The organism is Microbulbifer rhizosphaerae (assembly GCF_014191725.1).
Taxonomy (GTDB): Bacteria; Pseudomonadota; Gammaproteobacteria; order Pseudomonadales; family Cellvibrionaceae; genus Microbulbifer; species Microbulbifer rhizosphaerae.
The window spans coordinates 132,919-154,371 of the sequence record NZ_JACHWZ010000010.1; the positions used below are offsets into that span (position 1 = coordinate 132,919).

At 64.2% G+C, this 21,453-nt stretch carries 21 protein-coding genes; 7 read left to right on the forward strand and 14 right to left on the reverse strand.

The window, feature by feature from the left end; all coding sequences use genetic code 11:
- Positions 1 to 47: 47 nt before the first annotated feature.
- Positions 48 to 1,322, reverse strand: coding sequence for a M48 family metalloprotease (locus tag FHS09_RS11935; RefSeq protein WP_183460171.1), 1,275 nt, complete (start codon positions 1,320 to 1,322; stop codon positions 48 to 50).
- 71 nt (positions 1,323 to 1,393) lie between these two features.
- Here FHS09_RS11935 and FHS09_RS11940 point away from each other — a divergent pair, with 71 nt between their 5' ends.
- The 4 genes from FHS09_RS11940 (at position 1,394) to FHS09_RS11955 (ending at position 3,741) form a co-directional block, all read left to right on the forward strand.
- Complete coding sequence (locus tag FHS09_RS11940; RefSeq protein WP_183460173.1) at positions 1,394 to 1,873, forward strand: DUF4265 domain-containing protein; 480 nt, start codon at positions 1,394 to 1,396, stop codon at positions 1,871 to 1,873.
- Between the two features lie 91 nt (positions 1,874 to 1,964).
- Entirely contained in the window at positions 1,965 to 2,750 is a 786-nt protein-coding gene (yaaA, locus tag FHS09_RS11945) for a peroxide stress protein YaaA (RefSeq protein ID WP_183460175.1), read from the forward strand.
- Positions 2,747 to 3,370: a DUF938 domain-containing protein gene (locus FHS09_RS11950; protein ID WP_183460177.1), complete on the forward strand. Its 624-nt coding sequence runs from the start codon at positions 2,747 to 2,749 to the stop codon at positions 3,368 to 3,370. Before yaaA ends, FHS09_RS11950 begins: the two co-directional genes overlap by 4 nt.
- Before the next feature lie 11 nt (positions 3,371 to 3,381).
- Positions 3,382 to 3,741 carry a hypothetical protein gene (locus tag FHS09_RS11955; RefSeq protein ID WP_183460179.1) on the forward strand — a complete coding sequence of 120 codons (360 nt, stop codon included), beginning with the start codon at positions 3,382 to 3,384 and terminating at the stop codon, positions 3,739 to 3,741.
- A gap of 131 nt (positions 3,742 to 3,872) precedes the next feature.
- Here the strand turns inward: FHS09_RS11955 and FHS09_RS23265 are convergent, their stop codons facing one another.
- The 5 genes from FHS09_RS23265 to FHS09_RS11980 all read right to left on the reverse strand — a co-directional run bounded on the left by FHS09_RS23265 (position 3,873) and on the right by FHS09_RS11980 (position 9,809).
- On the reverse strand, positions 3,873 to 6,104 hold the full coding sequence (locus FHS09_RS23265; RefSeq protein WP_183460181.1) for a lipopolysaccharide kinase InaA family protein: 2,232 nt from the start codon (positions 6,102 to 6,104) through the stop codon (positions 3,873 to 3,875).
- Positions 6,105 to 6,186: 82 nt separating this feature from the next.
- On the reverse strand, positions 6,187 to 7,482 hold the full coding sequence (gene phoR, locus FHS09_RS11965; protein WP_183460183.1) for a phosphate regulon sensor histidine kinase PhoR: 1,296 nt from the start codon (positions 7,480 to 7,482) through the stop codon (positions 6,187 to 6,189).
- A 37-nt stretch (positions 7,483 to 7,519) separates the two neighbouring features.
- Positions 7,520 to 8,224, reverse strand: coding sequence for a phosphate regulon transcriptional regulator PhoB (gene phoB / locus FHS09_RS11970; protein WP_183460185.1), 705 nt, complete (start codon positions 8,222 to 8,224; stop codon positions 7,520 to 7,522).
- A gap of 87 nt (positions 8,225 to 8,311) precedes the next feature.
- Complete coding sequence (ubiA, locus tag FHS09_RS11975) at positions 8,312 to 9,193, reverse strand: 4-hydroxybenzoate octaprenyltransferase (protein ID WP_183460187.1); 882 nt, start codon at positions 9,191 to 9,193, stop codon at positions 8,312 to 8,314.
- The gene (locus FHS09_RS11980; RefSeq protein ID WP_183460189.1) at positions 9,186 to 9,809 is read right to left on the reverse strand and encodes a chorismate lyase; all 624 of its coding nucleotides are present in this window, start codon (positions 9,807 to 9,809) and stop codon (positions 9,186 to 9,188) included. Before FHS09_RS11980 ends, ubiA begins: the two co-directional genes overlap by 8 nt.
- A 140-nt stretch (positions 9,810 to 9,949) precedes the next feature.
- Between FHS09_RS11980 and FHS09_RS11985 the strand changes: the two genes are divergently transcribed.
- Positions 9,950 to 11,278 carry a dicarboxylate/amino acid:cation symporter gene (locus FHS09_RS11985; protein WP_183460191.1) on the forward strand — a complete coding sequence of 443 codons (1,329 nt, stop codon included), beginning with the start codon at positions 9,950 to 9,952 and terminating at the stop codon, positions 11,276 to 11,278.
- Positions 11,279 to 11,324: 46 nt separating this feature from the next.
- On the opposite strand, the gene FHS09_RS11990 is transcribed toward FHS09_RS11985, so the two are convergent.
- From FHS09_RS11990 to FHS09_RS12005, 4 genes are all read right to left on the reverse strand, one after another.
- On the reverse strand, positions 11,325 to 11,984 hold the full coding sequence (locus tag FHS09_RS11990) for a hypothetical protein (RefSeq protein WP_183460193.1): 660 nt from the start codon (positions 11,982 to 11,984) through the stop codon (positions 11,325 to 11,327).
- Positions 11,985 to 12,111: 127 nt separating this feature from the next.
- A complete protein-coding gene (locus tag FHS09_RS11995; protein WP_183460195.1) occupies positions 12,112 to 12,795 on the reverse strand; it encodes a hypothetical protein in 684 nt (227 codons plus the stop codon).
- A 158-nt stretch (positions 12,796 to 12,953) separates the two neighbouring features.
- A complete protein-coding gene (recG, locus tag FHS09_RS12000; protein ID WP_183460197.1) occupies positions 12,954 to 15,038 on the reverse strand; it encodes an ATP-dependent DNA helicase RecG in 2,085 nt (694 codons plus the stop codon).
- Positions 15,039 to 15,051: 13 nt separating this feature from the next.
- Positions 15,052 to 15,972 (reverse strand): hydrogen peroxide-inducible genes activator, encoded by a 921-nt coding sequence (locus FHS09_RS12005; protein WP_183460199.1) that lies wholly within the window; start codon positions 15,970 to 15,972, stop codon positions 15,052 to 15,054.
- 188 nt (positions 15,973 to 16,160) lie between these two features.
- Between FHS09_RS12005 and FHS09_RS12010 the strand changes: the two genes are divergently transcribed.
- Both FHS09_RS12010 and FHS09_RS12015 read left to right on the forward strand, forming a co-directional pair.
- Complete coding sequence (locus FHS09_RS12010; protein WP_183460201.1) at positions 16,161 to 16,421, forward strand: GlsB/YeaQ/YmgE family stress response membrane protein; 261 nt, start codon at positions 16,161 to 16,163, stop codon at positions 16,419 to 16,421.
- A 137-nt stretch (positions 16,422 to 16,558) separates the two neighbouring features.
- The gene (locus FHS09_RS12015) at positions 16,559 to 17,440 is read left to right on the forward strand and encodes an NAD-dependent epimerase/dehydratase family protein (protein ID WP_183460203.1); all 882 of its coding nucleotides are present in this window, start codon (positions 16,559 to 16,561) and stop codon (positions 17,438 to 17,440) included.
- A gap of 210 nt (positions 17,441 to 17,650) precedes the next feature.
- Here FHS09_RS12015 and FHS09_RS12020 read toward each other — a convergent pair whose 3' ends face one another.
- The 4 genes from FHS09_RS12020 to gmk all read right to left on the reverse strand — a co-directional run bounded on the left by FHS09_RS12020 (position 17,651) and on the right by gmk (position 21,357).
- Positions 17,651 to 18,034 carry a RidA family protein gene (locus FHS09_RS12020; protein WP_183460205.1) on the reverse strand — a complete coding sequence of 128 codons (384 nt, stop codon included), beginning with the start codon at positions 18,032 to 18,034 and terminating at the stop codon, positions 17,651 to 17,653.
- A gap of 132 nt (positions 18,035 to 18,166) precedes the next feature.
- Complete coding sequence (gene spoT / locus FHS09_RS12025) at positions 18,167 to 20,284, reverse strand: bifunctional GTP diphosphokinase/guanosine-3',5'-bis pyrophosphate 3'-pyrophosphohydrolase (protein WP_183460207.1); 2,118 nt, start codon at positions 20,282 to 20,284, stop codon at positions 18,167 to 18,169.
- A 52-nt stretch (positions 20,285 to 20,336) separates the two neighbouring features.
- Positions 20,337 to 20,603, reverse strand: coding sequence for a DNA-directed RNA polymerase subunit omega (gene rpoZ, locus FHS09_RS12030; RefSeq protein WP_183460209.1), 267 nt, complete (start codon positions 20,601 to 20,603; stop codon positions 20,337 to 20,339).
- 133 nt (positions 20,604 to 20,736) lie between these two features.
- Complete coding sequence (gmk, locus tag FHS09_RS12035; RefSeq protein WP_183460211.1) at positions 20,737 to 21,357, reverse strand: guanylate kinase; 621 nt, start codon at positions 21,355 to 21,357, stop codon at positions 20,737 to 20,739.
- Positions 21,358 to 21,453 lie beyond the last annotated feature (96 nt).

Sequence of the window (21,453 nt, forward strand, 5' to 3'; positions counted from 1 at the left end):
TTGGTCCAATCTTTACCAAATGTCAAACAGTAAAGAATTTTGCCGTATCAGCCCTTATTGCCGATCGCCTGCATCCGCGCCTGGGCCTTGTTGCCGATCTCCCCGCCCGCCTGTGCAGCAGTCTGGTAGTGGCTGTAAGCGTTCCGTACATTGCCCTGCTTTTCGTTGACCTGCCCCAGGTAATAGTGGGCGTGGGCGGTTTCCAGGTAGCGCAGTGAGCGCTCCAGGTCGCGCTCGGCGGCGGTGTAGTTGTTCAACTGGGCGCTGGCCATGCCGCGCTTGAGCCAGTTGGAGAAGAGCCCGGGATTTTTCTGCACCGCGCTGTCGTAGGCTTTGTGGGCATTCCGGTACTGTTCCTTGTGCGCCAACAGGTCTCCCTCCAGGGCGTAGAAGGAGGCCTCCTTGGGCTGCTGCCGCTGGGCTTGGCGCACCAGGCTGAGGGCGCGGTCGTACTGCTTGTTGTTAATCGCTGCCAGGGCGTCGTCGTAGCTCTGGTAGGCATCGGCGTCGCGCTTCAGCTGGGCGATGGCCCTCTGGTATTGCGCGCGGTTGGTGGCGCCCTTGGGCAGTCCCTCGGCGTGCTTGATATTCGCGTCGACCCGCGACTGGGAGGGCGGGTGGCTGGCGAACAGGGCCTGCAGGCCGCCGGCCTTTTTGCCCTTGGAGAGCTGCACAAATTTGCGTTGCAGGCGCACCGCGCCCTGGGGGTCGTAGCCCGCGGCGGCCATGTATTTCATGCCGTAGCGGTCGGACTCCAGCTCGTTCTCGCGGCCGTAGCGGGCGATATAGGCAGTGCCGCCCAGCTGGCCGCCGAGGGAGACCAGGTCGCCATAGGCGGTGTCCTGGGTGGCCGCCCCCAGCACCGCCAGGCCCGCGCCCAGCACCTGCTGCTGGGACATGGCCGCGGCGGAGTGGCGCGCGGCGGCGTGCACGATTTCGTGGCCGAGCACCGCGGCCAGCTCCGCTTCGTCGTCCAGCAGTACCAGCAGCCCGCGGTTTACCGCGATCTTGCCGCCGGGCAGTGCCCAGGCGTTGGGCACTGAGTTGTTCAGCACCACGAATTCGTAGGGAAGCTGCGGCTGGTCGGACACCCGCGCCAGCTTCTGGCCCACCCGGTTCACATAGTCCTGCAGCGATTTGTCCAGGATGTACTGGCCGCCCTGCTGCTGCTGGTTGATCGGGTACTGCTGCTCGCCCAGGGCCAGCTCCTGGCCCTGGGATATCAGCGACAGTTCTTTCTTACCGGTGACCGGGTTGACTGCACAACCGGCCAGTAGAGATATGGCCACGGTGGTGGCGGTTATCAGTGCGCGCGAGATCATCGTCTCCTCCCTGTATAATGCCTGGCCAGCTATTTTACACAACTAATACCCGATACAGGGGGAGCGGGGTTATGACGGCACTGCAGGTAATCGAATTGTTCGCCGGCACCAGCCCGGACGGCGAGCCGGTGGTGGAGCGCCTACAGGTACGGGTGAATGAGGACGACAGCTGCCAGCTGGTGCGTTCGCCGGCGTTCATCAAGGGCATTGCCAGCGGCGATACCATCAAGGTGAACACGGAGAAACAGGAGTTCGAGTTGGTTAAGCGCTCGGGTAACCTGGCGATCCGCGTCTTCTGCCGCGGCGACAGCGCCGCCGTTTCCGACCGACTCACCCCGCAACTGGAAAAGCTCGGCGGCGAACTGGACCTGGAGAGCCCGCGCCTGCTGGTATACAGCATCCACGTGAGCTGCGGCTTCGCCACTATCGAAAAAATTCTCGACAGCGTGTGCGACGGCGCAAACAGCGTCTGGTACTACGGCAATGTGTATGACCCCCAGGACGGGCAGACGCCGCTGAACTGGTGGCAGGATATCCTGAAGCCCGAATAACCCCCTGGGAACGCCGAGCCCCAGCTCGGCAATAGTGTCCGCAAGTGTATGCCGAGCTGGGGCTCGGCGCTCCCGGCAAACAAGGAACCCGATGTTAATCGTTATTTCTCCGGCCAAGACCCTGGACTACGAGAGTCCTATCCACCTGTTGCCCGAGTTGGAAGTTACCCGGCCGGATTTCCTCGGAGACTCCTCCGAGCTGATTAAAGAGCTGCGCGAACTGAGCCCGCAGCAGATCTCCAGCCTGATGAAGATCTCCGATAAGCTGGGCGCGCTCAACTACGACCGCTTCCAGCAGTGGAAACGCCCCTTCACCGCGAAGAACGCCCGCCCCGCCCTGCTCGCCTTCAAGGGCGATGTGTACACCGGGCTGCAGGCGGAGAACATGGGCAAACGGGATTTCAATTACGCCCAGAAGCACCTGCGCATACTCTCCGGCCTTTACGGCCTGCTTCGCCCACTGGACCTGATGCAGCCCTACCGGCTGGAGATGGGCACCAGATTTACCAATGCGCGCGGCAAAAACCTCTACGAGTTCTGGGACGGGAAGATTACCGATGCGCTCAACAAACAGCTGCAGAGTCTGAAGAGCAAGGAGCTGGTCAACCTGGCCTCCAACGAGTACTTCAAGTCGGTTCGGCCCCAGGCGCTGCAAGCGGAGGTGATCACACCGCAGTTCAGGGACCTGAAAAACGGCCAGTACAAGATGATCAGCTTCTATGCCAAGCGGGCCCGCGGCACCATGAGCCGCTGGGCCATCGACCGGCGGGTAAAAAAGGCGGAGGAACTAAAGGCGTTCGACGGCGACGGCTACCGCTACAATGCGGGATTGTCCAAGGGCAACGACTGGGTTTTCACCCGGGACGAGGCGCCGTGAGCGCGGGCGAGCTGCCGGACGCACCCGCCTGCGCGCGCAACCGAGAGCCGATACTTCGCGAGCTGCGGCGATTGCTGGCCCACCGCCGCTCGGTGCTGGAGATCGGCAGCGGCACCGGCCAGCACGCGGTCTACTTCGCGCCGCGGCTGCCGCACCTCACCTGGCAGACCTCTGACCTCGCGGAGAACCTGCCCGGCATCCGCGCCTGGCTGGCGGCGCAGCCCGCGAGCAACATGCCGCCGCCGCTGGAACTGGACGTGAGCGGCGAGTGGCCGGATCTGGCCGTGGACGCCGTGTTCACCGCCAACAGCCTGCATATCATGTCCGCGGATTCGGTGCGGGCCCTCTTCCGCGCGTTGCCCCGGGTATTGCAGCCGGGCGGCGCGCTGATAGTCTATGGCCCGATGAAAATCGCCGGCGGCTATATTGGCAGTGGCCCCGGCGGCATCGGCTCCAGCAATGCCGATTTCGACCGCTGGCTGAAGCAGCGCGATCCGCACAGCGGCATCCGCGACCTGGAGTGGCTGGACCGGCTGGCGGAAGATGCGGGTCTGCAGCGCGTAGAGAATCACTATCTGCCGGCCAACAACCAGTTGGTGGTCTGGCAACATATCGAATAAGGGGGTTTGGAATGCCGGGCTGGTTGGAAACGGGAGTGATCATCGCCTTCGCGATTGCGGCGGTATTCTTTTTCGCCAAATACCGCGAGACCGTCGCGATACTGCACGAGAGCGAACGCATGAAAAAGCGCCTCTCCGATGACCTGGACCGCTATCGCGATATGCCGCGCCTGCGCGCCCTGCGCGACGCCCTGGTGAGCAACGGCATCCTGCCGGTGGACGACCAGGGGCTCGAGCACCTGCTGCTGCGCGACGCGGAAAAGCAGCTGCATCACCTGACCCTGCGTCGCGAGTGCAACGCGGTGGCTGAGGGGGAGACGGTCACCTATCTCAAGGGCGGAGAGGAGCGGGAGCTCGAAGAGCTCTCTTAAAACCTTTTCGCCCCTCTCTCCTTGTAGGAGCGGGCCATGCCCGCGATCGGCGTTTGTCGGACCCTCGATTGGCATTTACCCGCGATCGCGGGCATGGCCCGCTCCTGCAGCTCCCCCGGTGGCTCGGGGCTTCAGGATTTCTTCTTGCCCTTCAGCCTGCGCTTGAGCCCGATCTTCAGGTCGTAGTACAGGAACGGCAGTCGGTGCAGCGGCGTAAACCGGCGCCCCAGCGCACCCAGGTAGAGTGCCATAAATTCCTTCCGGCTCTGCCAGTCCAGCTTGTAGCAGGCGCGCTTCAGATCTGAGAGGCGGCGGGAGACGGTCAGCTGCTTGGGATAGAAGCGCGCGCGGCCGGTGTCGATCAGCGAGAAATGCGGCTCGTTGTTTTCGTCCAGCCGCACCAGCATGTTGCCGCCGGACAGATCGCGGAAATAGGCCCCGCGCTTGTGCAGCTTGAGCAGGAACTGCGCCAGCTTCTGCAGGAACTCCCTCTTGGCCACACCCCGGTGGCAACTCGCCCCCTGTTTGAACGCGGAGAAGAAATCGCGCACCGAGAGATTGCCGGGCTGGAATTCACAGATATACCAGTTTTCGGTTGGGGCCCCGCGCTCAATGCGCTCGAACCAGGCCACCGGGCGCGGGGTGGCCACGCCGATGCGCTGCAGCTCCACCGCCCCGTTCCAGCTGCGCAGCCCTTTGGAGGGCTTGAAGCGGTCCGCCAGCTTCTTGTTCCAGGGCAGCCGGTCCGGCTTCTTTACCACCAGGGATTTTTCCGGATCTCGGGGGTCGGCGACCTTCCACACCGCATTGCGGGTCTTGCGCAGCGCGTCCTGTTTCGCCGGTGCCGGCAGCTTTTGCGGGTGCAGTTCAGCGAACAACTTGTCCGCATCGACGCGGCTGGCGGCGCACACCATGCCCCGCCACTGGCCGTCGTCGAAGCAGTAGTAGTTGCCGGCATCCGCGTGGGGCGCGATGCGCGCACCGGCGAACACCCGGGCAGAGCGGTTGACCGCCGGCTCCACCGACACAGGCCAGGTCAGGTAGAGCGGCGCCTCGCCGGCCACCTCCGGCATCTCCGCCAGCGGCGCGCCGTCGCGATTGCGCCACTCGGCGCGGGCCAGACCCTCGCGGGAATAGATGGTCATCAGGTCGGCGGCGCAGCCGTTGACCGTCCACACCGCGTGGATGCGCTGGTCGCCGCGAATGAATTCGTGCAGCTGCAGGCGGCGGGAATCGCACAGTTGGCCGCGATACTCCGCACCGGGCACGGTGCGGTTGAAGAAGGCCATGGCATCGAAGGCCGGGCGGGCGCGGTAGTTTTGCAGTTCGCCGTAGTTGGTGCCGTAGAAGCACACCAGTTCGTGGGGCGGGGCGCGGCCGCTGCCGTCGTCGATCAGTCCCTCGCGCCAGCTCACCAGCGGGCCCCAGTAGGCGCGGCCCAGGCTGCCGGAAGCGGCGGCCAGCAGCATGTAGCGGGCCAGGTAGTCCGCCTGTTTCTGCTCGCAGTCCTCCAGCATGCGGCGGATTCGCCCGAGGGTCCAGAAGGCGTTGGTGGACCAGGTGTGCGCCAGTTGGAAGCGCTCACTGATGGCCGCCAGCAGGCGCGCCTTCTTCACCAGGTTGAGCTGGTGCAGGTGGGCGAAACGGCGCCCGAGGACCTTGCGATCGTAGTTCTCCGGCTCGGTGGCGCGCTCGGCGAACAGGTTGGTGGTGTGGATTTCCGGAAGCCCGCCGCAACGGCGCAGGGCCTTGAGCAGGCCGACGTTATAGGGGGGTTCGAAGTCGGTGATATTGGGTCCGGCCAGGCGCAGGCCGCGCTGCTGTATCTCTCCGGCGGCTATCTGCCAGGCGCGGGCGAAGAATTCCAGGCGGTGGTAGCCGCACCAGCGCCGGCGGTTCACGGTGTTGCCGATCTCCACCGCCTCCAGCCGATCGCCCCAGCGCTCCAGGGCGGTTGCCACAAAGTCGTGCCAGCGCTGGCAGGCGTCCGGCAGCCCCATGCGCGCGGCCTCCTCCGGCGGCTGCACCAGGTGCAGCAACACCGCGAAGCCCTCGTCCAGCAGCCGCTGCAGGAAGCGCTCGGTGTGGCCGTCGGGGGCGCAGTAGCCATAGTCCAGGCGCACGTGGCGAAGGCCCAGCTCGCGCAGCCGTTCGATCATGTAGGTGTCGCTGGCGGGGTCCGCCTGGCTGGCCACGCAGATGGCGGAGAAGTCCCGCGGCACCCGATGACCGGCGCTGGCGAGATGGCCGGCGGGAGCCCGGAAGTGGCCCCGAAGCAGGTACGACAGGGCCCCGAGGTGGAAGGCGCCCCGCACCGAGGACAAATCGCGGTCGCCATCTGCAGGAAAAGTCTCTACCGCCACTGCTGGTCTCCCGAAGAATTACTCTGACGTGATCGTGAGGCGGGGGATTCTAGCAGCAATTGGGTGATTTTTAACCTGCAAATTAGGCGGAAGCGGCGGTGGAGAGCTTGCTGGGGGGAAAGTGCAGGGTGAAGGTGCTGCCGCGGCCCGGGGTGCTGTCCACGCCCAGTTCGCCGCTGTGGCGCAGCAGCACGTGTTTGACGATGGCGAGGCCGAGGCCGGTGCCGCCGCTGTCGCGGGAGCGGCCCGCGTCCACGCGGTAGAAACGCTCAGTGAGGCGGGGGATGTGGATGGGGTCGATGCCGATGCCGCTGTCCTGTACCGAGAAGTGGCCGCCGCGGCTGTCCACCCACCAGCGCAGCTGGATGGGGCCGCCGGCAGGGCTGTACTTGACCGCGTTCAGCGCCAGGTTGGCGAAGGCGCTGTGCAGCTCGGTGGCGTCGCCGGTGAGGGTGGCGTCCTGCAGGCACTCGACGCTGATCTGGTGGCGTCCTGCGCTGAGACCGCGGGCCTCCCCCGCCACCCGCTCCATCAGCTCGCGCACGGGGATCTGTTCGCGGCCGCTGTTGCGCTCCGAGGTTTCCAGGCGCGCGAGCAGCAGCAGGTCGTTGACCAGGCTGGTCATGCGCTGGGTCTGGTCGAGCATCTGGGCCAGCGGCCGCTGCCAGCCCTGGGGCGCCTGGCCGCTGCCCTCCAGGGTTTCCAGGTAGCCGGCGATCACCGTCAGCGGGGTGCGCAGTTCGTGGGACACATTGGCGACGAAATCCCGTCGCATCTGTTCCAGGTTGTGCAGCCGGGTGACGTCGCGCACGATCACCAGGGCCTCGTCGCGGCCGTAGCGGGTGACTTCCATTTGCAGGATGCGCGCGTCGTTGCCCGGTGCCGGCAGGGTCAGCGGCTCGCGCCGGCCCTGCTGCTGCATGTAGCTGACGAAACCGGGTTCGCGCACGAAATTGATCAGGGGCTGGCCGGCGTCCTCCGGGCGCAGGCTGAGCAGCTCGCCGGCGGCGGGGTTCCACCAGGCCAGGTTGCCGTCGTCCTCCAATGCCACTATGCCCTCACGCAGGGCGCTGGTGCTGTCCTGCACCCGGCGCAACATGGTGTGCAGCTTCTGCTTCTCGCGGCGGTGGCGGCGCTGGAGGCGGTAGAAGTCGTCGTAGATATCGCCCCAGACGCCGAAGGCGGTGGGCGCGGGGCCGCGGCGGCCGTTGGCCAGCCAGCGGTTGAACCGGCTCTGCTGCCAGAGCACCCAGCCCAGGTAGACCGCCAGGCCGAGGGCGATGGTTGGCAGCCAGCGCCCGGTGGAGAAACCGAGAATGGCACAGCCCAGGGCGATGACGGCAAAGCGCGAGAACTCGCCGATACTGCGATCCAGCATTGAAGGTGTCGCTGTGTTAGTTCAGGCGGGCAAAGTCTTACACTTTTTCCGCGGTTTGCACAGAAAAGCGGTAGCCGGTGCCGCGCACCGTCTGGATAAAGCGGTCGTGGCCGTCCACTGCCAGGGCTTTGCGCAGGCGGCGAATATGCACGTCCACGGTGCGCTCCTCCACATAGACGTTGCCGCCCCACACGTGGTCCAGCAACTGGGTGCGGGTGTAGGCGCGTTCCTGGTGGGAGAGGAAGAACGTCAGCAGGCGGAATTCCGTGGGGCCCATCTCCACCGCCTGGCCGCCGATGGTCACCCGGTGGCTGATCGGGTCCAGCACCAGTTGGCCGGCGGTGAGCGGTTCCTCCGGTGTGCTGGGGCCGGCGCGGCGCAACACTGCCTTGAGGCGCGCCACCAGCTCCCGGGGGGAAAACGGCTTGGTGATATAGTCGTCGGCGCCGGTCTCCAGGCCCTTGATCTTGTGGTCTTCCTCGCCTTTGGCGGTGAGCATGATGATGGGGATGGAGGCGGTGAGTTCGTCGCGCTTGAGGCGGCGGGCCAGCTCCACTCCGGACACGTCCGGCAGCATCCAGTCGAGCAGGATCAGGTCCGGCTTTTCATCGATCACCAGCGCGTGCGCGGCCTGGGCGTTTTCCGCTTCGATGCAACGATACTCTGCCATTTCCAGTGCCACACGCAGCATGTCGCGCACGGCGGCTTCGTCGTCGACTATCAGAATGGTTTTGTTTTGCATCTGTCATATCCTGCTTTTGCCGGCCATTTAACGGCATTCCTGTGACAAATATATGACAGGCGCAAAACAGCCCCCAGCCTGTGGGGGTCAACTCAGCAGATAGTGGAAAAATATTCCGGCAAATACCGCCATGCCCACCCAGTTGTTGTTCAGGAATGCTCGGAAACAGGCATCCCTTTCCCGGCCGCGGATCAGCCACTGCTGGTAGGCGAACAGGCCGGCGGCGGCGGCCAGGCCGAACTGGTAGGCGGTCCCCAGCTCGAAACGGCGGCCGATCAGCAGCAGTGCGAAGAGCACCATCAGCTGCAGTGCGCCGGTCATGGTTCTGTCCATATCGCCGAACAGGATGGCAGTGGACTTGACTCCGATGCGCAGGTCGTCGTCCCGGTCCACCATCGCGTAGAAGGTGTCGTAGCACACAGTCCACAGCAGATTGGCGGTCACCAGCAGCCAGGCGGTGGGCGGCACCTCGCCGGTGGCGGCGGCGAAGGCCATGGGAATGCCCATGCTGAAGGCCGCCCCCAGCACCACCTGCGGCAGGTGGGTGTAGCGCTTGGCGAAGGGATAGCAGAAGGCCAGCGCCAGCGCCGGCAGGGACATCAAAATGGTGAGCCGGTTGGTGGTGAGCACTAACAGAAACGCGGCCAGGCTCAGGGCGGCGAACAGCAGCAGCGCGCCGCGCGGGGTGACCCGGCCAGTGGCCAGGGGGCGCGCGGCGGTGCGCTTGACGTGGCCGTCGATGCGGCGGTCGGCGAAATCGTTGACCGCACAGCCGGCGGCGCGCATCAACAGCACCCCCAGGGTGAACACTGCAAACAGGTGCAGGCCGGGCCAGCCCTTCGCCGCCAGCCACAGCGCCCACCAGGTGGGCCACAGCAGTAGCAGCGTGCCGATGGGCCTGTCCAGGCGCGCCAGCTGCCAGTAGGGCAGCGCGGCGGGCCAGTGCTGGGAAAGTTGTCGACTAATCATCACGCTCTTCCAATTTCCCGCCGCTGCTGTTGAAGGGTGGGTGCTGCGGGCGAAAACCATCGAGAAAGGCCTCCGCCACCAGCAGCGGCTTGTCGCGCAACCAGAAGGTGGAGCGGCGCCCCCAGGCGCTCGCGCCCTCCCCGGCCAGCTCGCGCAGCCGGCAGCGGGAATTGCGGCGCAGCCGGTTCAGCGCGATGGGCCCGCGGCGGATATCCGGCTGGCTGAACAGCAGTTCCCCCAGCGGGCGGTTGTCCAGGCTGCGCAGGTAGCGGGACCTGCCCTGCAGGCTGCGCTCGGGCAGCACGCTGCGCGCGTATACCCAGGTCCGGCCATTGCCGTACAGCAGCACCTCGCGCACCAGTGCCCGCTGGCGCTCGCGCATGTCCAGCGCCCGGCGCTCCTCCAAACCGGGTTGCTGCCAGCGCTGGGACAGCACCTGCACCCGGAAGTCGCCAGCGCTCAGGTGCTTGAGCGCGGCGGTGAGCGATCCCGGGTACAGCAACCAGGGCAGCAGTTCCGCCGGCGGCCCCTTCCCCTGCAGGGTTTCCAGCGGCTGGCTCAGCCAGGCGCCGTCCGGTTCGTAGGGGGATTGGTACCCGGGAGGGGAGTAAAGCACTGCAAGCTCCGCGCATTCCACAAAGGCGGGATTGTACAGTGGTCAGGGTCGGTGGTCAGTTCCGCTTTGCCCCGGGCCACGCCAGTGGCTATAGTGGCCGGCCGCACGTATAACAACGAGATCAACACGGGAATCACCCCATGGGTTTGACCACTAGAATCCTCTTGGCGATGCTGTTGGGCATCGTCGTCGGTGTACTGTTCAACTTCCTCAGTACCAGCCAGTTGCTGGGCAGCGGCGTTACCGGAGTCATCGACACTTATCTGGTCGATGGCCTGTTCGATATCGCCGGGCGCATCTTTATCGCCTCGCTGAAACTGATGGTGGTGCCGCTGGTGCTGGTATCGCTGATCTGTGGTGCCTGCGCGCTCTCCGAGGGCAGCCGCGTGGGCGTGCTGGCGGTCAAGACGATAATGCTCTACCTGTTGACCACCGCGGCTGCGATCACTCTCGCTTTGCTGATGGGTACCTTGTTCCAGCCCGGCGAGGGTATGGAAGGACTGGTTGCCGAGGCCACTTTTGAGGCCCCCCCTTCACCCTCGCTGAAGGATGTACTGATCGACATCTTCCCCACCAACCCGGTGGAAGCCATGGCGGCCGGCAATATGCTGCAGATTATCGTCTTCGCCCTGCTTATGGGCTACGCGGTTTCCCGCAGCGGTGAGCCAGGGCGGCGGATAGCGTCCTTCTTCAACGATCTGAACGACGTCATCATGCGCATGGTGGGGGTGCTGATGGCTTTTGCGCCCTACGGAGTTTTCGCCCTGTTGGCCAAGCTGTTCGCGCAATTGGGCGTGGAGGCGATCGTGCAATTGGGCAAGTATTTCCTGGTGGTGTTGGCCACTCTGTTGCTGCACGCCCTGGGGGTCTATTCGCTGCTGCTGAAACTGCTCTCCGGGTTGAACCCGGTGGAGCTGATCAAAAAGATGCGCCCGGCGATGGTGTTCGCCTTCAGCACCGCTTCCTCCGCGGCCACCATTCCGGTGACCCTGGCCACGGTGGAGAAGCGCCTGGGGGTGGACAACAAGGTGGCGGCCTTCACCGTTCCCCTGGGGGCCACCATCAATATGGACGGCACGGCGATCATGCAGGGCGTGGCCACGGTATTTTTTGCCCAGATGTACGGTGTCGATATCGGATTGTCGGGCTACCTGATGGTAATCCTCACTGCCACCCTGGCCTCGGTGGGTACCGCCGGCGTGCCCGGGGTGGGCCTGATCATGCTGGCGATGGTGTTGCAGCAGGTGGGCCTGCCGCTGGAGGGTATCGGCATCATCCTGGGGGTGGACCGGCTGCTGGATATGGTGCGCACCGCGGTGAATATCACCGGGGATTCGGTGGTTAGCGCTATTGTGGCGAAGAGCGAGGGCGCCCTGTCGGAAGAGACCTTCAACGATCGCAACTACGACAGTGCGGCCAACGGCGGCGATATGACAGTGAGTGGCCAGTACCGCGCCAGCAACGGATGACCAGTGGCGGCTGCCTTGCGCATGCCGCCCTGACCACGGGGGGCGGCTAGGCCGAGCGGGCAAAGGACTCCAGTTCGTCCGCCTCCAGGTCGTCCTCAATGCGCTCCATCAATTCCTCAACCAGTTCCGACAGCGCCCGCTCGATAGCGCGATCGGTCGTGTTCTCAATTTCGCCGCCGTCATTGGGGGTCACGACCTGGTATTTCTCGCGTATTTTCAGCTTGGAGATATTTACCTGCTGTTCGCGCATCGCGCTGCCGGAAATATGTTCCAGGCGGTAGCGGTAGTCCCCAGACAGCTCCACGGTGCCTTTTTCCAACTCGTGGTCTCCCTTGGACTGCAGGCTGCTGAAGTGCTTGATCACGGTGATATCCAGCGTATTGCGCAGGGACAGCAGGCCCTGCCGGTCCACCAGCAGTATTTCCTCGTCCGTGAAGAATTCCTGTAGCTGTTGGGCCAGTTCGCGCTCCAGGTGTTGCTTGTACCGGAGTATGGCGGCCTCCTTGAGCTGGCTGAGGCTGTTGCCCTGGCTGGCCTGGGCCAGCAGCAAGGCCAGGTCGCCCCCCTGCACCGGCACTGGGATGTCCATTGTTATCTCCGGGGGGAAGATACTGAGGTTGGGTTTTTGCTCCTCGGCCTGGACGGCGGAGGCGAAGGAAAAGGTCAGCAGGCCGGCCAGGGCCAGCCCGCGGGTTGTGCGTCTCATCGCAGGTTTTCTCCAAATACTTATCTTTATTTTTTGTGATCGCCGTCAAAGGCTGCCACTGCTGGGAGGAGAGTGCAACTGCGTGATAGTTTTTGGTGCTAATTTATCCGGCGGATGGCTGCGGGGATCAGGGTGCTGTCATATCCCTCAACTCGTCTGCTTCCAGGTCATCCTCGACGCGCTCCAGCAATAGCCCGACCAGCTTCGTCAGCGCCTGCTCGGTTGCCTGATCGGAACTGTTTTCCGCCTCGCCGCCGCCGAGTGGGGCTTTGACCAGGTATTTCTCCTGCACCTGCAGCTCGGCGATATCCAGCCGCCGTTCGCGCAGTGCCTCGCCGGAGTTATTTTCCAGCCGATAGTGGAAAGTGCCGGACAGCGTCAGGACGCCCCGCTCCAGTTCGTAATCGGCCGTGGTTTCCATTTCGTGGAGCTGTCTGCTAACAGCGATGTCCAGGAAATTGCGCAGGGTGAGGAGACCGCCCTCCTGTACCAGGGGAACCCCTTCGCCTTCGAAGTGCTTGCGCAGCTCCGTGTCCAGTTCCTTGCGCAGCAGTGTGCTGAACTTGCGCACGGCGCGGGACTCAAGCTCGGCGAGACTTTTGCCCCCCCCGGTGCCGGACAGCAGCAGCTCCAGATCCCTGTGTATCGGGGCTGGGAGTTCGATGGCGATTTCCGCCGGAGCCAGGGTCAGGCTGGGAGGGGCCGCGTCGCCGCCAAACCAATCCAGGGCCCAGGTGGGAGAAGTGAAAGCGAGCAGGCTGCTCAGTGCGAGAGTGTTGAGAGTGCGTTTCTTCAATAGGTTTTTGTTCACGAGACTTTCCCTAAGTGGATATTTTCTTGGTTTTTTGCGGCGGTGAGGCTGCCATTGGTATGAGACTTGCGCAAAACCATTTATGACTGAGGTGTGATTTCGGTCACATTTTTGGGGGCGAGATAAACGGGACCTTGCGCCGGCCGGAAAACCGGTATTCAGGCCTCGGCGTAGCGCGGTTTGTTTTGCAGCCAGCGCGCGATCAACTGCCGGCGGGTACTTTCGGTGAGGGCGGCGGAGGCAGCGATTTTCTGCACCTGTGGCAGCAGTTCGGCGTCCCGTTGCAGGTCGGCGATGCGGTGCTGGATCTCGCCGGTCTGGCGGATGCCGAGGATTTCCCCGGGGCCGCGCAGGCGCAGATCTTCCTCGGCGATGGCGAAGCCGTCGCTGTGCTGGCGCAGGGCCTGCAGCCGCGCGCGGCCGTTCTGCGACAGCGGCGTGGCGTAGAGTAACACGCAATGGCTGGCGATGGAGCCGCGCCCCACCCGCCCGCGCAACTGGTGCAGCTGGGCCAGGCCCAGGCGCTCGGGGTTCTCGATGATCATCAGGCTGGCGTTGGGCACGTCCACGCCCACTTCGATCACCGTGGTGGCCACCAGCAGATCTATCTCGCCAGCCTTGAAGGCGTTCATCACCCGCTCCTTTTCATCGGCCGTGAGGCGACCGTGCACCAGGCCCACGCGCACACCGCCGAGGGCCTCCGCCAGCTCTGCGGCGGTGGTTTCGGCGGCCTGGGCCTGGAGGCTCTCTGACTCTTCGATCAGGGTGCAGACCCAATAGGCCTGGCGCCCCTCGGCCACGGCGCCCTGCACCCTGGCCACCACCTGGTCGCGGCGCTGGTTGGAGATTGCCACGGTGTTGATCGGCTGGCGCCCGGGTGGCAGTTCGTCGATCACCGAGCAGTCCAGGTCGGCGAAGGCGGACATGGCCAGGGTGCGCGGGATGGGTGTGGCGGTCATGATCAGTTGGTGCGGCTGCACCGCGCCGTCGCCACCCTTCTGGCGCAGCTGCAGTCGCTGGCGCACGCCGAAGCGGTGCTGTTCGTCGATAATCACCAGCGCCAGCCGGTGGAAGGCCACTTCAGCCTGGAAAAGAGCGTGAGTGCCCACTATCAATTTCGCTTCCCCGCTGGCGATGGCCGCCAGCTGTGCGCGCCGCTCGGCGGGCTTCAGCCCGCCGGTGAGCTGGGCCACGGGGATGCCCAGGGGCTCCAGCCAGTCGCTGAAATTGCGCCGGTGCTGTTCGGTGAGAATTTCCGTGGGCGCCATCACGGCCACCTGGGCGCCGGCGCCAATGGCCTTGAGTGCAGCCAGGGCCGCCACCAGGGTTTTGCCAGCGCCCACATCGCCCTGCAGAAGCCGCATCATCGGGCGATTGCGGGCCAGGTCTTCGGCGATCTCGGCGCAGACCCGCCGCTGTGCGCCGGTGGGGGCAAATGGCAGCCGGGAGAGAAAGTCCCTCTCCAGCGCGGGGTTGGAAGCCAGTGCCGGCGCCGCGTGCACCGCGCTGTTGCGGCGCAGCTCAAGCAGGCTCAGGTGGTGGGCGAGCAGTTCCTCCAGGGCCAGGCGCTGCTGCGCTGGGTGCATGCCGTCGGCCAGTTGCGTCAGGTCGGCGCCGGCGGGTGGGCAGTGCAGGTAGCGCAGTGCTTCCGTCAAGGGGTAGCGCAGACGCGCCGGCAGCAGTTCCGCAGGCAGCAGTTCCTCGGCGCCGCAACGGGCGAGCAGTTCCAGCGCCTGCTGCACCAGGCCGCGCAGCCGCGCCTGGCTGACGCCCTCGGTCAGCGGGTAGACCGGGGTGAGCGTGTCCGGCGCACTGAAGCTGCCGCCGTCGACTATCTCCGTTTCCGGGTGATACAGCTCCAGGCCGGCGGCTCCGCGGCGCGCTTCGCCGTAGCAGCGCAGACGCACACCGCGGGCGAAGCGGTTTTTCTGCGCGGCGGTAAAGTGGAAGTAACGAAGGGAGAGGGTGCCGCTGCCGTCCTGCAGCCGCACCACCAAGCTGCGCCGGCGGCTGAACACCACGTCCGCGGCGCGCACCTCGCCCTCGATCACCGCGTCCATTCCCGGCGCCAGGGCGGCGATGGGGGTGATGCGGGTGCGGTCCTGGTAGCGCAGCGGCAGGTGGAACAGCAGGTCCTGCACCGTGGCGATATGCAGCTTCGCCAGCACCTGAGCGAACTTGTCTCCCACGCCCTTGAGTGCGGTAACCGGTAGTGCGCTGAGTTCCCCCTGTGGTCTTCCCATTCCGGAGCTGGCTCTAGATCTCCAGGCGGCACTGCCCGATGGCGTCGCGCAGTATGTCGATCGCCCGGTGGCGCGGGAAGCTGGCGCGCCAGGCCAGGGCCACGGTGCGCCTGGGGGCGGGTGGCGCAAACGGGCGGGTCTCCAGCAGGCCGCTGGCGTACTGGGAGGCGGCGGCCGCGGACATCGGCAGCACAGTGATGCCCAGGCCCGACGCCACCATATGGCGCAGGGTCTCCAGGGAACTGCCGTCGGCGGCGGTGCGGATATGGCCGTTGCCGGCCTCCTTCTCAATGGAGTGCTGCAGTTGCGGGCAGGCCTCCAGCACCTGGTCGCGGAAACAGTGCCCCTCGCCCAGTAGCAGCACATTGTCCCGGGAGAGCTGGTTCGGGGTGATCAGGGACTCCTCCGCCAGCGGGTGGCCGGCGGGCATCAGCACCACAAATGGCTCGTCGTAGAGTGGTTGGGTGACCACGTCCGGTTCGGTAAACGGCAGCGCGATGATAATTGCATCTAGCTCCCCCTTGCGCAGCCGCTGGCGCAGGGTGGCGGTGTAGCCCTCCTCCACATAAAGAGGCATTTCCGGAGCCAATCGCTGTAATTGTGGAATGAAGTGCGGAAACAGATAGGGTCCGATGGTAAAAATAGCGCCAACGGACAGTGGGCTGGCCAACTGGTCCTTGCCGGCGCTGGCGATGTCCTTGATAGCCGCGGATTGCTCCAGCACCAGCTGCGCCTGGGCCACGATGCGCTCGCCCAGCGGCGTGGCCTGCACGCGGGTCTTGGAGCGCTCGAACAGGGCTACTCCCAGCTCCTTCTCCAGCTTTTTCACGGCGATGGACAGGGTCGGCTGGCTGACGAAACAGCGCTCGGCAGCGCGGCCGAAGTGCTGCTCCTGGGCCAGGGTCACTATGTAGCGCAGTTCATTCAGGGTCATGGTTCAGGCAATCAGCTGCTTAGAGGTAATAGCAATTATTCATAAATAGTGGCCGCAGGCCAATAAAGAATGTGACTGGAGATATCTGTGGTGGTTATTAGTAATTTTTGCTATTTGTGGACAGGATAAAGGGATAAAGGCGCAATTTTTTGCTATATGTGTAGGGAAACATTGAGCGGAGTATCTCTATGGGCATTCTCTCCTGGATTATTCTCGGGCTTATCGCGGGCGTATTGGCCAAGTGGATCATGCCGGGCCCGGACCCGGGCGGCTGGATCGTCACTATTGTGATCGGCATCGTCGGCGCCTTTATCGGTGGCTGGCTCGGTTCCCTGGTGGGGATCGGCGGGCCGGTGACCGGTTTTGCGCTTGGCGATATAGTGACCGCGACCATTGGCGCTATCATCCTGCTGTTCATCTACCGGATGCTCAAGCGGCGCCACCATTGACAGACAGGATTGATGAGTCCCGGGGCCTCAGTGCCCCGGGTTTTCGTTGCAGGGAAGAATAAAAAATACAGCGGGGACTCACCCGCGGAACTTTAATTGGGGGCGCTGTATCGGCCCGGATAAGTGCACGGACGGTTATGGCACAGGAAAAACTTTGGATCTTTGGCTGCGGCGACCTCGGCGCGCGCCTGGCATTGCAGCTGAACCGGCAGGAGTACACCGTCTACGGTGTACGCCGCAACCCGCTGGTGGCCTTGGCGAACAGGCGCCGGGCCGACGCGGTAAACTGGCGTCGCGGGGACGCCACCAGCAAAGAGGATATCGAGCGGCACCTGGAACAGGGCGCAGACGTGGTGCTCGCCACTTTTACCCCCAGCGATAGCACCCCGGGGGCCTACCATCGCGCCTATATTGATACCGCCACCGCGCTGGCGGCGGTGCTGCCCAACCTGGCGCGCCCGCCGCGGCTGCTGATCTGGGTTTCCTCCACGCGGGTCTACGGGCAGTGCGGCGACCAGCTTCTCGACGAGCAGACGCCGCCGATTCCCAGCGGCTACCAGGGCGACATTCTGCTGGCGGCGGAGGAGATTATTCGCAGCGCAGTGCCTACCGCCTGCGTGGTGCGCTTTGCCGGCATCTATGGCCCGGGGCGAGACCGCCTGCTGTCCCAGGTGCGCGCAGGCCGCTGCGCACCGCCGCAGCCGCCGCAGTACAGCAACCGCATCCACGTGGATGACTGTATCGGTTTTCTTATCCATCTGATGGAACAGCAGAAGCGGGGCCGGTCGCCGGAGCAGCTGTATATCGGCGCCGATTGCACACCGGTGCCCATGCACGAACTGCAGCAGTGGCTGGTGAAGGCTATGGGCTATTCCAGCGCGCACCTGCGGGAAATCGTTCGCACCAGCGATCGGCGTTCGAAGAAACTCAGCAACAGGCGCATGCTGGCCAGCGGCTACGAGATGAAGTACCCGGACTACCGGACGGGATACAGTGCGCTGCTGGAGAGTGAGGGATAATTAATGCGGAATGCGGACAAATCTGCCGGGAGCAGATTTGCACAGCCGAAGGCTGCCCGCGAAGCGGGTGAGGCACAGGGATGTGCCTCATGAATGCGTCCCTGCGTCTGGGCGTGTCTGTTCAAAAGGGAGCCAGATCGCGGCCAGCGGCCGCTCCTACAGCGCAGAGATGGCTCGCGTATTCATCATTCCGCATTCCTAATTCCGCATTTAAATAACCATCACCCCTTCCGCCTCGAACAGGGCCCCTTTCGGCAATTCCTTCACGCCCACCGCCGCGCGCGCGGGATAGGGTTTGTCGAAAAATTCGGCCATCACTTCGTTGACGGTGGCGAAATTCCCCAGGTCGGTGAGATACAGGTTGAGCTTGACGATGTGCCCCAGGGAGCCGTTGGCCGCCTCGCACACCGCCTGCAGGTTGCGGAAGACCCGGCGCGCCTGCTCGGCGAAATCGCCTGGGACCAGTTCCATGCTCTGGGGGTCCAGTGGAATCTGGCCGGAGAGGTACACGGTGTTGTCGACCTTGACCGCCTGGGAATAGCTGCCGATAGCGGCCGGGGCCTGGTCGGTTTTGATCACGGCGCGGTTGGGCATGGGTACTCCGATGCTTTGCTGAAACAGAAGGCCGGCAAATATAACGCGAAACTCCGGAATGCGGAATGCGGAGTGATGAATGCGGAATACGCGATTTGGCACTGAGATGGCCCGCGTATTCCGCATTGACAATCACGGCCTGGCGATGCGTATCACCGCCGGCAGGTTGCGCAGGCGCTTCATCACCCGCGCCAGGTGCACGCGGCTGTTCACTTCCAGGGTCATGGCGATGACGCTGTTGTGCGCGTCCTTTTCGTCCACATGGATCTGCTCGATGCTGGCGCCCTCCTCCGTGATGCGCGTAGCCAGGCGGGCGATAATGCCGCGTTCGGACTCCACTTCCACGCGCACGTCGCCGAGGAATTCCCCCTTCACGTCCGGCGACCAGTTCACCAGCATGATGTTTTCCGGGTGTTCGCGGAATTCGATGGTATTGCGGCAGGTGTCCCGGTGCACCACCACGCCCTTGCCGGAGCTGATATGGCCGATGATGGTATCCCCGGGAATCGGGCGGCAGCAGCGGGCGAAGCTGATCATCATGCCCTCCTGCGCATCGATGGTGAGGGGCGAGGAGATATGGCTGGCCTCGGCCTCCTCACTGCCAGCGGGTACCAGCAGCTTGGCGGCGGAGAAGGCCACCTTATTGCCCAAGCCGATTTCCTCCAGCAGTTTTTCCAGGGTCGCGCACTTGGCTTCCTGCAGGCCTTTCTGCAGTTGCTCTTCGCCCAGGTCTTCCAGCCGGGTGTTGAACTTGCCCAGGGCCTTTTCCAGCAGGCGGCGGCCGAGGGCCACGGAGTCGTGGTGGCGCTGGTGTTTGAGGAAATGCCGGATGGCGCTGCGCGCCTTGGCGGTGACCACGAAGTTGAGCCAGTTGGGATTGGGCTGGGCGTTCTTGCTGGTGAGGATTTCCACCTTCTGCCCGCTCTCCAGCGGCTGCGACAGGGGCGCCAGGCGCTGGTTGATGCGCACCGCTACGCAGGAGTTGCCGATATCCGTGTGCACCGAGTAGGCGAAATCCACTGCGGTGGCGCCGGCGGGCAGGTCGACGATCTGCCCCTTGGGGGTGAACACGTAGACCTCGTCCGGGAACAGGTCGATCTTGACGTTCTCGATAAATTCCAATGAATCGCCGGCGCGCTGCTGCATTTCCAGCAGGCCCTGTACCCAGCGGCGCGCGCGAACCTGGCTGGTGCCGCCGGTGTTGATCACCTCGTCGCCGGCGGCCTTGTACAGCCAGTGGGCGGCGATGCCGCTGTTGGCCATCTCGTCCATTTCCTTGGTGCGCACCTGTACTTCGATGGGCACGCCGTGCATGCCCAGCAGCACCGTGTGCAGCGACTGGTAGCCGTTGGATTTGGGGATGGCGATATAGTCCTTGAACTCGCTGATCACCGGTTTGTACAGGTTGTGCATCACCCCCAGCACCCGGTAGCAGGCGTCCACGCTGTCCACGATGATGCGGAAGGCATAGACGTCCATGATCTCCTTGAAGGATTTCTTCTTGGTGCGCATCTTCTGGTAGATGCTGTACAGATGCTTTTCGCGGCCGATCACCAGCGCGTCGATGCCCTCCCGCTGCAGGCGCAGTTCGATGGCATTCTGGATTTTTTCCAGCAGCTCCTTGCGGTTGCCGCGCGCCGCGACTAAAGCCGCGCGCAGGCGGCTGGCACGCAACGGGTAGATGGCGAAGAAGGCGCGGTCCTCGAACTCGATGCGCACATCATTCATGCCCAGGCGGTTGGCGATGGGCGCGTAGATCTCCAGGGTCTCGCGGGCGATGCGCGCGCGCTTCTGCGGCTTCAGCGCGCCGAGGGTACGCATGTTGTGCAACCGGTCGGCGAGTTTTACCAGGATCACGCGGATATCCCGCGCCATCGCCAGGGCCATCTTCTGGAAATTTTCCGCCTGCTTTTCCGCCGGGCTGTCGGTCTCGAACTGGGTCAGCTTGGAGACGCCGTCCACCAGGTCCGCCACTTCTTCGCCGAACTGTTCCTCCAGCGCGGCCTTGGGGATGCCGGTATCCTCGATCACGTCGTGGAGCATGGCCGCGGCCAGGCTCTCGTGGTCCATATGCATGCCGGCGAGGATGGTGGCCACCGCCAGCGGATGGGTGACGTAGGGTTCACCGGAGCGGCGCTGCTGGCCGTCGTGGGCCTGTTCCGCGTAGAAATAGGCCCGGCGGATGCTCTGGATCTGGTCGGGGGGAAGATAGGAGGAGAGGCGGTGGGCCAGACTATCGATAGTGTGCAAAGCCGCGCGCGCCTCTTTTGTCTCTCTTACAGTGTCGAAGAATCGGGATCAATCACAGGTCCTGTTCGGACAGGTAGACCGGGGCGGAGGTGACCGGCGTCCTGGTGGTTTCCTCTTCCGGCTCGTCGAGGATGCTGGCGTCTACCAGGCCCTCTTCGATCTCGCGCAGGGCGATGACTGTGGGCTTGTCATTCTCCTCCGGTACCAGCGGGTCTCTGCCGCCGGTGGCAATCTGGCGGGCGCGCTTGCTGCCCACGATAACCAGCTCGAAGCGGTTGTCCACATGCTCGAGGCAATCTTCAACGGTGATACGTGCCATAAACTTTCGGTTCCATTGCAGTGCCCAGAGGGCGAATTCGGTACGGGACCGATTATTTTACCGCAGCGCGGAGTGTACGTAAATCGACCAGCCGATGCCGCGGGAGGATATGGCCGACAGATGGCTCGCGAAATCAGGGGTGGCGCAGCAGTGCCTGCAACAGATCCCGGTGGCGCTGCTGCTGGCGTTCCAGACTCTGGCGCTGGGCTGTGACCACGGCGCACAGCTCGACGAGGGCGGTGTCGAAGTCGTCGTTGATCACCAGATAGTCCGCTTCCACGTAGTGGGACATTTCGTCGATGGCCTGTTCCATGCGCCGCTCTATCACGCTGCGCTCGTCCTGGCCCCGCCCGGTGAGGCGCTCGCGCAATGCCTCCTGGGAGGGGGGCAGGATAAAGATGCTCACGGTGTCCGGCAGCAGGCGACGTACCTGGGCGGCGCCCTGCCAGTCGATTTCCAGGATCACGTCGCGGCCCGCAGCCAGGGTTTCCCGTACCCAGTGCCTGGAAGTGCCGTAGTAATTGTCGAACACCCGGGCGTGCTCCAGAAAGGCGTCCTCGTCGAGCATCTGTTCAAACCGGGCGCGGTCGACGAAATGGTAATTGACCCCGTCCTGTTCGCCCGGGCGCATGGGTCTGGTGGTGTGGGACACCGATACGGTGACCTGGCTGTCGCTGTCCACCAGCGCCTTGACCAGGCTGGTTTTTCCCGCACCGGAGGGGGCGGAGACGGTGAAGAGGGTTCCTGTCGGCACAACTGATCCTGTATCCGGCAAATGCGCGGGCCATTATACCCGAGGGGAGAGCAACTGAAGGATTTGAGAGAGCGACAATCAAATGGATCAGGGATG

Coding starts and splice junctions, on each gene's coding strand:
- FHS09_RS11935 (WP_183460171.1), bottom strand. CDS start 1,322: ATGATCTCGCGCGCACTGATAACCGCCACCACCGTGGCCATATCTCTA.
- FHS09_RS11940 (WP_183460173.1), top strand. CDS start 1,394: ATGACGGCACTGCAGGTAATCGAATTGTTCGCCGGCACCAGCCCGGAC.
- yaaA (WP_183460175.1), top strand. CDS start 1,965: ATGTTAATCGTTATTTCTCCGGCCAAGACCCTGGACTACGAGAGTCCT.
- FHS09_RS11955 (WP_183460179.1), top strand. CDS start 3,382: ATGCCGGGCTGGTTGGAAACGGGAGTGATCATCGCCTTCGCGATTGCG.
- phoR (WP_183460183.1), bottom strand. CDS start 7,482: ATGCTGGATCGCAGTATCGGCGAGTTCTCGCGCTTTGCCGTCATCGCC.
- phoB (WP_183460185.1), bottom strand. CDS start 8,224: ATGCAAAACAAAACCATTCTGATAGTCGACGACGAAGCCGCCGTGCGC.
- ubiA (WP_183460187.1), bottom strand. CDS start 9,193: ATGATTAGTCGACAACTTTCCCAGCACTGGCCCGCCGCGCTGCCCTAC.
- FHS09_RS11985 (WP_183460191.1), top strand. CDS start 9,950: ATGGGTTTGACCACTAGAATCCTCTTGGCGATGCTGTTGGGCATCGTC.
- FHS09_RS11990 (WP_183460193.1), bottom strand. CDS start 11,984: ATGAGACGCACAACCCGCGGGCTGGCCCTGGCCGGCCTGCTGACCTTT.
- recG (WP_183460197.1), bottom strand. CDS start 15,038: ATGGGAAGACCACAGGGGGAACTCAGCGCACTACCGGTTACCGCACTC.
- FHS09_RS12005 (WP_183460199.1), bottom strand. CDS start 15,972: ATGACCCTGAATGAACTGCGCTACATAGTGACCCTGGCCCAGGAGCAG.
- FHS09_RS12010 (WP_183460201.1), top strand. CDS start 16,161: ATGGGCATTCTCTCCTGGATTATTCTCGGGCTTATCGCGGGCGTATTG.
- FHS09_RS12015 (WP_183460203.1), top strand. CDS start 16,559: ATGGCACAGGAAAAACTTTGGATCTTTGGCTGCGGCGACCTCGGCGCG.
- FHS09_RS12020 (WP_183460205.1), bottom strand. CDS start 18,034: ATGCCCAACCGCGCCGTGATCAAAACCGACCAGGCCCCGGCCGCTATC.
- rpoZ (WP_183460209.1), bottom strand. CDS start 20,603: ATGGCACGTATCACCGTTGAAGATTGCCTCGAGCATGTGGACAACCGC.